General features: G+C 42.8%; 12 protein-coding genes and 1 other annotated feature (1 of these 13 cut by a window edge). Of the genes, 8 read left to right on the top strand and 4 right to left on the bottom strand.

Translation table 11 applies throughout. The features are described 5' to 3' along the window. Nucleotides 1-93 (top strand) — a binding site (T-box leader) (it extends 144 nt beyond the left edge of the window). A gap of 50 nt (nucleotides 94-143) precedes the next feature. Together tyrS and MHI44_RS05435 are read left to right on the top strand one after the other, a co-directional pair. Beyond that, nucleotides 144-1412 (top strand): tyrosine--tRNA ligase, encoded by a 1269-nt coding sequence (tyrS, locus tag MHI44_RS05440; RefSeq protein ID WP_014480566.1) that lies wholly within the window; start codon nucleotides 144-146, stop codon nucleotides 1410-1412. 129 nt (nucleotides 1413-1541) lie between these two features. After that, nucleotides 1542-1670 carry a hypothetical protein gene (locus MHI44_RS05435; protein WP_032722349.1) on the top strand — a complete coding sequence of 43 codons (129 nt, stop codon included), beginning with the start codon at nucleotides 1542-1544 and terminating at the stop codon, nucleotides 1668-1670. A gap of 21 nt (nucleotides 1671-1691) precedes the next feature. Here the strand turns inward: MHI44_RS05435 and rpsD are convergent, their stop codons facing one another. Beyond that, nucleotides 1692-2294: a 30S ribosomal protein S4 gene (gene rpsD, locus MHI44_RS05430; protein WP_003229304.1), complete on the bottom strand. Its 603-nt coding sequence runs from the start codon at nucleotides 2292-2294 to the stop codon at nucleotides 1692-1694. Between the two features lie 294 nt (nucleotides 2295-2588). Between rpsD and MHI44_RS05425 the strand changes: the two genes are divergently transcribed. Continuing rightward, a complete protein-coding gene (locus tag MHI44_RS05425; protein ID WP_339203068.1) occupies nucleotides 2589-4328 on the top strand; it encodes a diguanylate cyclase in 1740 nt (579 codons plus the stop codon). Nucleotides 4329-4365: 37 nt separating this feature from the next. Here MHI44_RS05425 and MHI44_RS05420 read toward each other — a convergent pair whose 3' ends face one another. Further along, the gene (locus MHI44_RS05420) at nucleotides 4366-4857 is read right to left on the bottom strand and encodes a GAF domain-containing protein (RefSeq protein ID WP_014477664.1); all 492 of its coding nucleotides are present in this window, start codon (nucleotides 4855-4857) and stop codon (nucleotides 4366-4368) included. 126 nt (nucleotides 4858-4983) lie between these two features. On the opposite strand from MHI44_RS05420, the gene refZ reads away from it, so the two are divergent. Next, the gene (refZ, locus tag MHI44_RS05415) at nucleotides 4984-5607 is read left to right on the top strand and encodes a transcriptional regulator RefZ (protein WP_128993289.1); all 624 of its coding nucleotides are present in this window, start codon (nucleotides 4984-4986) and stop codon (nucleotides 5605-5607) included. Here the strand turns inward: refZ and hisJ are convergent. Further along, a complete protein-coding gene (hisJ, locus tag MHI44_RS05410; RefSeq protein ID WP_339203064.1) occupies nucleotides 5604-6410 on the bottom strand; it encodes a histidinol-phosphatase HisJ in 807 nt (268 codons plus the stop codon). The genes refZ and hisJ overlap by 4 nt on opposite strands. A gap of 196 nt (nucleotides 6411-6606) precedes the next feature. On the opposite strand from hisJ, the gene ezrA reads away from it, so the two are divergent. Then, complete coding sequence (ezrA, locus tag MHI44_RS05405) at nucleotides 6607-8295, top strand: septation ring formation regulator EzrA (RefSeq protein WP_072173619.1); 1689 nt, start codon at nucleotides 6607-6609, stop codon at nucleotides 8293-8295. Between the two features lie 95 nt (nucleotides 8296-8390). Here the strand turns inward: ezrA and brnQ are convergent, their stop codons facing one another. Beyond that, entirely contained in the window at nucleotides 8391-9728 is a 1338-nt protein-coding gene (brnQ, locus tag MHI44_RS05400; RefSeq protein WP_003229322.1) for a branched-chain amino acid transport system II carrier protein, read from the bottom strand. Nucleotides 9729-9921: 193 nt separating this feature from the next. Here brnQ and MHI44_RS05395 point away from each other — a divergent pair, with 193 nt between their 5' ends. The 3 genes from MHI44_RS05395 to sspA all read left to right on the top strand — a co-directional run bounded on the left by MHI44_RS05395 (nucleotide 9922) and on the right by sspA (nucleotide 12579). Then, nucleotides 9922-11067 (top strand): cysteine desulfurase family protein, encoded by a 1146-nt coding sequence (locus MHI44_RS05395; protein ID WP_021480314.1) that lies wholly within the window; start codon nucleotides 9922-9924, stop codon nucleotides 11065-11067. Between the two features lie 3 nt (nucleotides 11068-11070). Continuing rightward, nucleotides 11071-12276 (top strand): tRNA uracil 4-sulfurtransferase ThiI, encoded by a 1206-nt coding sequence (thiI, locus tag MHI44_RS05390; protein WP_003229326.1) that lies wholly within the window; start codon nucleotides 11071-11073, stop codon nucleotides 12274-12276. Nucleotides 12277-12369: 93 nt separating this feature from the next. Further along, nucleotides 12370-12579, top strand: a complete 210-nt coding sequence (gene sspA / locus MHI44_RS05385) for an alpha type acid-soluble spore protein SspA (RefSeq protein WP_003223491.1) — start codon at nucleotides 12370-12372, stop codon at nucleotides 12577-12579. Nucleotides 12580-12727: the final 148 nt, after the last annotated feature.

Genomic DNA, 12727 nt, shown 5'->3' with positions numbered 1-12727 from the left:
ACGGACCTGATCCGTTATCAGGCAAAGTGATAAGACGAATGTTTGCATTCTCTTATTAGTAGGGTGGTACCGCGATAATCAATCGTCCCTTCGTGTAAACGAAGGGGCGTTTTTTATTTTAATTAAAAAAGGAGCTTTATCTTATGACTAACTTACTTGAAGACTTATCCTTCCGCGGATTGATTCAGCAAATGACAGATGAAGAAGGGTTAAATAAACAGCTGAATGAAGAAAAAATCCGCTTGTACTCAGGCTTTGACCCTACAGCAGACAGCTTGCATATCGGACACCTGCTGCCTATTTTAACACTTCGCCGTTTTCAGCTTGCAGGGCATCATCCGATTGCGCTTGTGGGCGGCGCGACGGGCCTCATCGGTGATCCAAGCGGAAAAAAAGCAGAGCGTACATTAAACACTGCTGACATCGTATCCGAATGGTCCCAAAAAATCAAAAACCAGCTGTCCAGATTTCTAGATTTTGAAGCAGCAGAAAACCCAGCTGTCATCGCGAACAACTTTGACTGGATCGGCAAAATGAATGTGATCGATTTCCTTCGTGACGTTGGTAAAAATTTCGGCATCAATTACATGCTGGCAAAAGATACGGTCAGCTCAAGAATTGAATCCGGCATCTCGTACACGGAATTCAGCTACATGATTCTTCAATCTTATGATTTCTTAAATCTTTACAGAGACAAAAACTGTAAACTGCAAATCGGCGGAAGCGATCAGTGGGGCAACATCACAGCGGGTCTTGAACTGATCAGAAAATCAGAAGAAGAAGGAGCAAAAGCGTTCGGCCTAACGATTCCGCTTGTCACAAAAGCAGACGGCACGAAGTTCGGAAAAACGGAAGGCGGCGCGATCTGGCTTGATAAAGAAAAAACATCGCCATATGAATTCTATCAATTCTGGATCAACACAGACGACCGTGACGTTGTCAAATACTTGAAATACTTCACGTTCCTTTCAAAAGAGGAAATTGAAGCATACGCTGAAAAAACAGAAACGGCGCCAGAAAAACGTGAAGCGCAAAAACGCCTGGCAGAAGAAGTGACATCACTTGTTCACGGACGCGAGGCGCTGGAGCAAGCCATCAACATCTCCCAAGCGCTGTTCAGCGGCAATATTAAAGAGCTTTCTGCTCAAGACGTAAAAGTAGGCTTTAAAGATGTTCCTTCTATGGAAGTTGACAGCACCCAAGAGCTTTCACTTGTAGATGTGTTGGTGCAATCTAAATTATCTCCTTCTAAACGCCAAGCGCGTGAAGACATCCAAAACGGAGCTGTTTACATTAACGGTGAACGCCAGACGGAAATAAATTATACCCTGTCAGCTGAAGACCGTATCGAAAATCAATTTACTGTTCTGCGCCGCGGGAAGAAAAAATACTTCCTTGTGACGTATAAATAAGAAAAAGATCCTTTGCCACTGACGGCAAAGGATCTTTTTGTTTACCGCATAGGAATGAAAGGAAAAGAGTATATTAGATAGGGCAAACACGACCAATCACCACCTTTTAAATGAAAGGAGCGCTAAAGCGTGAATCTCATGTGTACGATTGCAAAAGAACGGCTGCAGCGGGATCATTGGGAGCAGCAGGCGCAAGATAGTGTTGGCCAGCAAGAGGCGAATGACGAAACAGACGATAAAAAAACCCCGACCGCATAGCGGCAGGGGTTTTTAAAACGATTAACGAGAGTAGAACTCAACGATAAGCGCTTCGTTAATTTCCGGAGCAAGTTCAGAACGCTCAGGAAGACGAGTGAAAGTACCTTCAAGCTTTTCAGCGTCGAAAGTAAGGTATTCAGGAACGAAGTTGTTCACTTCAACAGATTCTTTGATGATAGAAAGGTTTCTTGATTTTTCGCGAACACCGATTGTTTGACCAGGTTTCACTAGGTAAGACGGGATGTCAACGCGGCTTCCGTCTACAAGAATGTGACCGTGGTTAACCAATTGGCGAGCTTGACGGCGAGTACGTGCTAAACCTAGCTTGTACACAACGTTATCAAGACGAGAATCTAAAAGAATCATGAAGTTTTCACCGTGTTTACCAGCTAGTTTGCCAGCTTTGTCAAACAAAGTGCGGAATTGACGTTCGTTTACACCGTACATGTGACGAAGCTTTTGCTTTTCTTGCAATTGCAAACCGTATTCTGATAATTTTTTACGTTGTCCTGGGCCGTGTGGACCTGGAGCGTAAGGGCGTTTTTCTAATTCTTTTCCTGTACCGCTAAGAGAGATTCCTAGACGGCGGGACAGTTTCCAAGATGGACCTGTATAGCGAGCCATAATGTGACTCCTCCTTTGGTTTTATTTTTGTGGAAAATAAAAACCGTCTGCTCTATTCGACCATGCACATTTTGTTTTCATGTATCCTCGCTCCAGCAGCAGAGAGTTACACGATACACCTTATTGATAAGGAACAAAATGAAAACATAGAAGCTGAACAAAAAGGCTGCAATATTTCACACAAAGGTCATTATATAATTTATTTGTTTTGAAGTCAACCATTCCTCCATTATTGCTTCACCGTTTATGATATAATAAACAAAAATTAGTGGTAAACTTTTAGGTGATAAAAACATGGTAGAACAAACTAAAGATCAATTATCCGCCTTTCATTATCATATGCTCGATTTTTTATTAACCAAATCTGAAAAAGTCACATTCACCGACTCTTTCATATGGCTGACTTCGGCTATTCAAACCTATTTTTCAACCCTTTGTGTTTCGCTTACACCGTCACCATCAGACTTTGTGACAAAACTGGCAGATGGTGAAGCGCGTTTTTCCGCTTCAAAAATAAACGCTTCATGTTATCTGATTGAGGACGGCTCCGGCAGGCGTTTCCATCTTGCGTGCAGGCAGGATGAAGAGATTCCTGAAGGGCTTCCGGAGGTGGTTGCTTCATTTTTAAACCAGTCGATGAAACAGGAAAGACTCTATAACAAAACGATCTACCAAAAAAAGATATACAAAATGACAGAGCTGTTCCATTCACTGCTTGATCAGACAGATGTGCTGAAGCAGCTTTTAGAAAGCTTGACAAGCACATTTTCTCTTTTTGAGTTTTCTTTATTTATATCGCACGATCAAGACCAATGTTTAGGGATTCCTGCAAAAGAGCTGTATATGGAAGGGGAAAAATCCGATTCCTTTGCGCTCAAAGTGTATTTGTCCGGAGACATTTTGCGGAAAAATGAATCTGTCGCCTATATTCCGATCAAAGGACAGCAGGGCACATACGGGGTGTTGAAGGCTGAAGGAACGGGTGACAGCTTTCTTACTGATGCCTGCCTTGATGAAATGTCGCTGTTAGCAAACGCCGCGGGAAAAGCGTTTGAAAATGCCCAGCTCTACGAACAATCCAAAGCAAGCATCGCAAATTTGGAATTGATTAATGAAACATCACGACGCCTGAATCAGCGGCTGACATTGACTGATACAATGAATGATCTGGCTGTGAGAATGGCAGAATCGTTTCAGGCAGAAGAAGTGGGATTTTTTCATATAGACCATTTTGAAAACCTAACATTGCTCCCAGGCAGCACAGCATTTTTTAAAGAAGCGAAGCCGTCAGATTTTTATAATGAGCTGAAAGAAAAGCTGTATGAAGGTGAAAAAGGGGTTTTCATCGGGAATGGCCAGTCTGTTTTTGGGAAGGCGGGGTACGGCTCGCTGATGGCTGCTCCGATGATTCAAAACGACCGGCTTTTAGGCTTTGCGGTTTTATTGAAACAGGAGCTGTACGCTTTTACATTTGAAATGTACAAGCTGTTTCAGGCGCTGATTCATCACGCGACACTGGCTGTAACCAATTCAATGCTTCGCGACCGCCTTGAGCATCTCGTGAAAACAGATCAGCTGACTGAACTGTATTCACGAGCGTATTTAGATGAAAAAATTCAATACAGCATGAAAATCCATCAAAAGGGTGTTTTTATTCTTGTTGATATTGATAATTTTAAAAATGTAAATGATACGTACGGCCATCAGACTGGGGACGAGATTTTAATTCAAGTCGCTTCAGTGATTAAAAGCAACATCCGAAAGCATGATGTCGGTGCCCGCTGGGGAGGAGAGGAGCTGGCGATTTATTTGCCAAATGTGCCGGTTGCAGTGGGGAAACGGATTACCGAGCGACTGGTTTACGCGGTCAGAAAAAATACGAAACCCGAGGTAACCATTTCCTGCGGTATCTCCTGCTGGACGACAGAAACAAAAAAGTCGCTGAAAGAGCTTGTGCATGAGGCAGACGAAGCGCTCTACAGCGCGAAACGGAGCGGGAAAAACCGCTTGATGATTCATGACTCAATAAAATAAAAAAAGCCCAAAACGATATCAGTTTTGGGCTTTTATATTACTGCGCTAACGCTTTTTCTAGCGTTTCGGCAAATTGAGTTAAGTATTTTTCATCAATTTCGTCGAAACGGTTTTTCACTGGGCTGTCGATGTCCAAGACGCCGACAATTTTTCCGTCTACACGAATCGGAAGCACAATTTCTGATTGAGACGCTGCATCGCAGGCGATATGTCCCGGAAACGCGTTTACATCCTCAACACGTTCCACTTTTCCGTTTGCGTACGCTGTGCCGCAAACCCCTCTGCCGAAAGGAATCCGAACACATGCCGGCAGGCCTTGGAACGGACCTAACACAAGCTGTCCATCCTCTTCTTTGGCAAAATAGAAACCCGCCCAGTTGACTTCAGGCAGCGAATGATACAGCAGTGCTGAGGCATTTGCATAGTTAGCTATTTGGTCTGTTTCGTCTTCGGTCATGGCTTCGAGCTGTTTTAGCAGAAGCTGATAGTCTTTTTCTTTATCTCCAGATTGTTTTTCGACATGGAACATGGAAAACCCTCACTTTTTCTATAATATAAAACAAAGTTCCGGCTTTTCTGCCGGCATTTGTCGATAAGTTCTTACAGGAACAGCGGCTTTCTGCTTGAATAGTATCAAGAGGAAGGAGTGAGCCGTATGAAAGTAAGCACCAAAGACAAAATTATTGAATCTGCTGTCATGCTTTTTAACCAAAAAGGATTTTCTGGCACGTCTGTCCGTGAAATCGCAAAGTCAGCTGATGTAAATGTTGCGCACATCTCCTACTATTTTAAAGGCAAAGGAGGCTTGATGGAACACTTAGTTTCAGAGTTTTACGAGGGCTACAGCAAAACGCTTGAAACAGCGGCAAGCAATATCTCTTCTCAAAGCACTCAGGAACAGCTTCTTCAATTGGTTTTCGATATTTTATCCTATCAGCATAATCATCGTCAATTAACTCGTTTTGTCTACCGGGAAGTCACAATTGACTCCATATTAATCAGGGAAATTATGTCGACATATCTAATGAAGGAAAAGTATATCTTCCAGCTGATCATTGAGGAAGGAGAAAAACAGCGTGAATATTTAACGCTGCCGCTGCCTCATTTTATTCTCCAATTAAAATCTCTCTTGATGATGCCCTATCTCCAGCCTCAATATATTTCAGAAGTACTCTACATGCAGCCGCACGAGCCGTATTTTTATAAAATGTATTTTGAAGAAATCAAGATTTGGATCAGAAGCGTCTTCCGGACAGGAGACGTGGCGCTCACCAACTAGCACCGTTCCAAAAACGCCTCATACGCATATCCGACATCTCCCGCTTGATGGGCATCTGACCCAAACACAAGCGGGATCTTCTTTTGCTTCGCTTCATTCAGCATCCAATCCTCGATATAAATACCGCCAGCGTAAGTTTTTCTTAAGCCGGAAGTATTGAAGTCGAGCTCCATTCCGTTTTCTTCAATGGCATTCAGGCACAGGGAAACGAGGCCGCGAATATGTTCTGACATGCTGTATGGAAACAGCTTGATGAATTTTTGGACGAGTGTGATGTGACCGACTCTTTTTGGCTTATAAACGCCGAGAGATGCTACAATGGAAGAATAGATACTCCGGTAATATTGTTCATATACCGCTTCAATGCTTCCGCAGGCTGAAATCAGCTCTTTGAAGGTATGCTCGTCATAATCAAGGCATAGATAGGAAGAGTCTGTGCGCAAAAAATGAACGGATAAGATGCTGTCATCTAAATATGGCCCGTATGTGTCTAGGAATAATGTAATTTCGTCTTCAAATTCAGCGATATAATCGACTTCAAGTCCTGTCAGTATGCTAAGCTGTCCGCGATATTCTTTTTTTAATCCGGAAATTTCATGAATATAGCGTTCCAAAGAAGCTTGCGCCATCGCGCTGTCTTTCAGCGGCGTGGGATCGGTAAAAGAGGGCGGCAATGGGGCGTGTTCGGTAAAAGTAATCGATTCGAACCCTTTTTTTAAGGCTTCTTCTGCATATTGTCTGAGTGTGTCATTGGAGCCGTGAGGGCAAAATGGTGTGTGAATATGTCCGTCTCGCTTTTGCATTGATGTCACCCCATGAAAAAATAGTCAAATCCTGCCGATTTTGCACAAAAAGTTTTTGATTTCTGGTCAAAAAATGTTTGTTACATGGTATCATAATAACAATGAAAACGACAGTTTTTCTCAATACATATCCTGAAATCTTTCTGAATAAATAAAACACCCTGACAGATTAAGGTAAACAGCAAGGGGGCTCATTATGGAGTTTGTCATTGGATTATTAATTGTACTGCTTGCGCTGTTTGCGGCAGGCTACTTTTTCAGGAAAAAAATCTACGCCGAAATCGACCGGCTGGAATCGTGGAAGATTGAAATTCTGAATCGGTCGATCGTGGAAGAAATGTCTAAAATAAAACATTTAAAAATGACGGGTCAGACAGAAGAGTTCTTTGAGAAGTGGCGTGAAGAATGGGATGAGATTGTCACAGCCCACATGCCGAAAGTTGAAGAGCTCCTTTATGATGCCGAGGAAAATGCAGACAAATACAGGTTTAAAAAGGCCAATCAAGTGCTCGTTCATATCGACGACCTGCTGACAGCGGCTGAATCAAGCATTGAAAAGATTCTTCGGGAAATCAGCGATCTTGTCACAAGTGAGGAAAAGAGCCGTGAAGAGATTGAACAGGTGAGGGAGCGCTATTCGAAATCTCGAAAAAACCTGCTGGCTTACAGCCACCTTTACGGGGAGCTTTATGACAGCCTTGAAAAGGATCTGGACGAAATTTGGAGCGGCATCAAACAATTTGAAGAAGAAACAGAAGGCGGAAACTATATTACTGCACGAAAAGTACTGCTTGAGCAGGACCGCAATCTTGAGCGGCTTCAGTCATACATAGATGACGTGCCGAAGCTGTTAGCTGACTGTAAACAGACGGTGCCCGGACAGATTGCAAAGCTCAAGGATGGCTATGGCGAAATGAAAGAAAAAGGGTACAAGCTTGAGCATATCCAGCTTGATAAGGAATTAGAAAATCTGTCAAACCAGCTGAAACGAGCGGAACATGTCCTGATGACTGAACTGGATATTGATGAAGCGTCCGCAATCCTGCAGCTCATTGACGAAAATATTCAATCTGTTTATCAGCAGCTGGAGGGCGAAGTTGAAGCCGGTCAATCCGTGCTAAGCAAAATGCCTGAATTGATTATTGCTTACGACAAGCTTAAAGAAGAGAAAGAGCATACGAAAGCAGAAACTGAGCTGGTGAAGGAAAGCTACAGGCTGACAGCCGGTGAGCTCGGCAAACAGCAGGCTTTTGAAAAGCGCCTTGATGAAATTGGGAAGCTGCTATCATCCGTTAAAGATAAGCTCGATGCAGAGCATGTCGCTTACTCACTTTTAGTGGAAGAAGTTGCTTCAATAGAGAAGCAAATTGAAGAAGTGAAAAAAGAGCATGACGAGTATCGTGAAAATCTGCAAGCGCTGAGAAAAGAAGAGCTTCAGGCGAGGGAGACGCTCAGCAATTTGAAAAAAACAATTTCTGAGACAGCAAGACTGCTGAAGACTAGCAACATTCCAGGCATTCCGAGCCATATTCAAGAGATGCTGGAGAACGCGCATCATCATATTCAAGAAACAGTCAATCAACTAAACGAACTTCCATTAAATATGGAAGAAGCCGGAGCCCATTTGAAACAAGCAGAAGATATCGTCAACAGGGCAAGCCGGGAATCAGAGGAACTTGTCGAGCAGGTCATCCTCATTGAAAAAATCATTCAGTTCGGAAACCGGTTCAGAAGCCAGAATCATATTTTATCTGAACAGCTGAAAGAAGCGGAAAGACGTTTTTATGCTTTTGATTATGACGACTCTTATGAAATTGCCGCTGCCGCTGTAGAAAAGGCTGCGCCAGGTGCAGTTGAAAAAATCAAAGCTGACATATCCGCTTAGATAATCACGACCATGAAAAAGAGCCCGCAGTGTAATGAGCAGGCTCTTTTTTTCATTACAAAACGCCTGCGCAATAACGCAGGCGTTCTGTGACATTAACTTATTTCATTAAGCTGTTTGGATGGTCCGATGAATAAGGTCAGCACATAGCCGATAACCGCTCCGACGATTCCTGGAAGCACCCAGCCGATGCCGAGGCTATAAAGAGGAAGATTCGCATTTAGAAACACATCTAAAGATCCAAGTGAAAAACCGGCTGCTTTGATACCGTCTAAAATACTGAAAAGTCCTGTACCGATCAAGCATGCGATGTACACTTCGCGTCTTTCTTTAAAGATCTTATCGATGAAGGAAAGAACGATAATGACAATGGCAAGCGGATAGATAGCTGATAAAATAGGAACAGAAAACGCGATAATTTGCGCGAGTCCGAAATTCGCAATGATCAAGCTGAATAACGTGACAATCGTAACGACAATTTTATATGATAATGCCGGAATAAGTTTTGAAAAATATTGGCCGCAAGATGTGACAAGGCCGATGCTTGTTGTTAAACATGCGACTGTAATCGCTGCTCCGAGTACGATGTTGCCTAATGAACCGAATAAATAATGGGAAGACGCAGATAAAATTTTAGCTCCTTCACCAACAGGACCGATTGCATTTGTGCTTGTTGCACCTAAATAAGCAAGGGATACATAAATGAAAGTCAGGCCTAAAGCGGCAATCACACCTGCTTTAATGCAGGCTGCAGCAAGAGCTTTAGACTGTGTAACGCCTTTGCTTTTTACAGCATTTACAACGACAACGCCAAATACAATTGAAGCAAGTGCGTCCATTGTTTTATAGCCTTCTAAAAATCCTTTAAAAACCGGTGTTCCTTTATATGCTTCTGTCACGGCGCCCAATCCGCCCATCGGCGTGAAGATGGCTTTGAGAACAATGATTAAAATAATCGTGAATTTGATGGGAGTCAGAATTTTTCCGACTCGATCGACAACCTTGGATGGGTTTAACGCTAAATAGTACGTAACGCCGAAAAAGATAAGTGTAAATATTAATAAAGAAAGTCTTTCTGGTACGCCAGTCAAAAACGGAACAGCGCCAATTTCATATGAAACAGTTCCTGTTCTCGGGATGGCGAATAATGGTCCGATTGATAAATAAAGCACGACAGTAAAGATTGTACCGAAAACTGGGTGCGCTTTGTCAGCAAGGCCTTTAGCGTCCTTACCGGTTAATGCGATGGCGATAATGCCGAGAAGCGGCAGGCCTACCCCTGTCAGTAAAAATCCGCCGATGGCCTTCCAGACGTTGTGTCCGGCTGCTTGTCCAAGTTCCGGCGGATAAATCATATTTCCTGCTCCAAAGAATAACGCAAATAGCATGAAACCAATAATAATGGTATCTTTGACAGGCAGTGAGTGTTTCATGAAAAAATCCTCCTAATAATTATGTTAAAATATTCTGTCAATTAATTGTCAGATAATATGACGAAACGAACAAATCTTATTATATGGTAAAAAAATTAGAAGTCAATACTAGTTTTTCGTAATTTTCTATTAAATTTTGTTATGGTAACATAAATATCATACCTTGTACCGCTTTCATAAAGGAGTAAAAAAGATGATATATTTAGATAATAGTTCAACGACGAAGCCTTACGATGAAGTCTTGAACGTATATGAACAGACAAGCAGCCGATACTTTGGCAATCCTTCATCTTTGCACCGATATGGAGCCGAAACGGAACAGCTGCTTCAAGCAGCCAAAAATCAAATCAAAAGGTCCTTAGGCCTAAAAAAATATGATATTGTATTTACGTCAGGCGCCACAGAAGCCAATAATGCGGCTTTAAAAGGAGCGGCTTTGTCAAAGATAAAAACAGGCAAACATATCATTGCCACTTCTATTGAACATCCATCCGTTACGGAATCGTTAGAACAGCTGAAAGAGTTGTTCGGGTTTGATATCACTTATCTTTCTGTGAATGAAGACGGATTTGTTTCTATTGAAGATCTAAAAGCAGCCATCCGTCCCGATACCGTGCTTGTCAGCATGATGCATGTGAACAATGAAGTCGGTTCCGTGCAGCCGATTGAAGCGGCAGGGGAAGTGCTGAAGAAGCACCCGAACATTTTGTTCCACGTCGATTATGTGCAGGGCATCTATAAAGTGCCCTTGGCAATTGAAAAGGCCGGCATTGATCTATGTTCAATTTCGGGGCATAAATTTCACGGCCTAAAGGGGACAGGCGCACTTATTGTAAAAGAGGGAACACGCCTTATTCCGCTCATAACGGGAGGCTCTCAGCAAAAAGGCATACGGGCCGGAACAGAACATACTGCTGGAGCGGTTTCGCTTGCCAAGGCCATTAATCTTGCCTCTGCTGATTTTGACACACGGCTTGACACGATGACTGCCGCAAAGGAATTGTTTATGAAAAGGCTGAGTGAAATTGAGGGCGTCGTTATCAACACGCCTCAAATGAATAGCGCGCCGCACATTATTAATTTCTCTGTACCGGGGATTAAAGCGGAAGTGCTTTTACACATGCTTGAGGAACAGGATATTTTCGTCTCCACAACATCGGCTTGCTCGGCAAAAGAACATAAGCCCAGCAAGGTTCTCTTAGAGATGGGCAAAGGAGAGCAGATTGCCGGAAGCAGCATCAGAATCAGTTTAAATTACAGCCAGACAAGCGATGTGGCAGAACCGTTTATGAACGCGCTTCGTCCTGGTATCAAAAAATTAAGGAAAATGATGAGGTAGAACATGAATTACGATCATATATTAATTCGTTTTGGGGAAATTTCGACCAAAGGCAAAAACAGAAAAAGCTTTATTGAGCGCTTAAAACAAAACATCAGACTCGTTTTGAAAGACTATCCGAATTTAAAATACTTTTCCAACAGGGATCGTATGACGATTACATTAAATGGAGAGGATCCTGAGGCTCTTTTTCCTCATTTAAAGCAAGTGTTTGGGATTCAAAGCTTCAGCCTGGCAATTAAATGTGACAGCCGCCTTGATGATATTAAGGCAACCGCACTAAAGGCTATCAAAGATCAGTATAAACCAGGTGATACGTTTAAAGTCGCGACAAAGAGAGCGTATAAGCAATTTGAATTAGATACAAACCAGATGAACGCTGAAATCGGCGGCCATATTTTGCGAAATACAGAAGGATTGACGGTCGATGTTCGCAACCCAGACATCCCGCTCAGAATCGAAATCAGGGAAGAAGCAACATTTTTGACAATTCGTGATGAAAAAGGTGCAGGCGGGCTGCCAGTTGGTTCAGCAGGAAAAGCGATGCTGATGCTTTCTGGCGGTTTTGACAGCCCTGTGGCTGGTTTTTATGCGATGAAACGGGGACTGTCGGTAGAAGCTGTTCATTTCTTCAGCCCGCCATACACGAGTGAGCGCGCAAAGCAAAAGGTAATGGATCTGGCGAAATGTCTGTCCCGTTTTGGGGGAAGCATGACACTTCATATTGTTCCATTTACAAAAACGCAAGAGCTCATCCAAAAACAAATTCCTGAAAATTACACAATGACGGCAACCCGCCGCCTCATGCTTCAGATCGCCGACAGAATCAGAGAAAAGAGAAACGGGCTTGCCATTATTACGGGAGAAAGCCTCGGTCAGGTAGCGAGCCAAACGCTTGAAAGCATGTATGCAATTAATGCGGTGACGTCAACACCGATTTTGCGTCCATTAATCGCCATGGACAAAACAGAAATCATCGAAAAATCACGGGAAATTGGCACATATGAGACAAGCATTCAGCCATTTGAAGACTGCTGCACGATCTTTACACCGCCAAGCCCGAAAACACGCCCTAAAAAAGAGAAAATTGAACACTTTGAAAGCTTTGTTGATTTCGAGCCGTATATTCAAGAAGCGGTAGATAACATTGAGACAATGACCCTGTATAGCGAACAAGAAGCTAACGATAAATTCGCTGAACTCTTTTAAATTAATTTTCAGCTCCTGTATACAATTACCAAAGTTTTTCTGAATGAAGCCATGTGTTTTGACACATTCTATACTCACAAGGAGGTGAGACACATGGCTAACAATAACTCAGGTAACAGCAACAACCTTTTAGTACCAGGAGCTGCTCAAGCGATCGACCAAATGAAATTAGAAATCGCTTCTGAATTCGGTGTAAACCTTGGAGCAGACACAACTTCTCGCGCTAACGGTTCTGTTGGAGGAGAGATCACAAAACGTCTTGTATCTTTTGCTCAACAAAACATGGGCGGAGGACAATTCTAATTTACAATTTCACATAATGGCTTAGGAGTGGGGGTATCCCCACTCTTTTTCATTTTTTACATATAAAAAAGGACCAGCGGCCTATAAAATCTATGTTTACAGAGGTTGCTTTTAGGCATATCCTTACGGAAAGAGCCTGTATTTATGT

The sequence above is a fragment of the Bacillus sp. FSL K6-1366 genome (assembly GCF_037976695.1).
Lineage (GTDB): Bacteria > Bacillota > Bacilli > Bacillales > Bacillaceae > Bacillus > Bacillus subtilis.
This window is presented reverse-complemented; position numbering and strand designations above follow the sequence as displayed.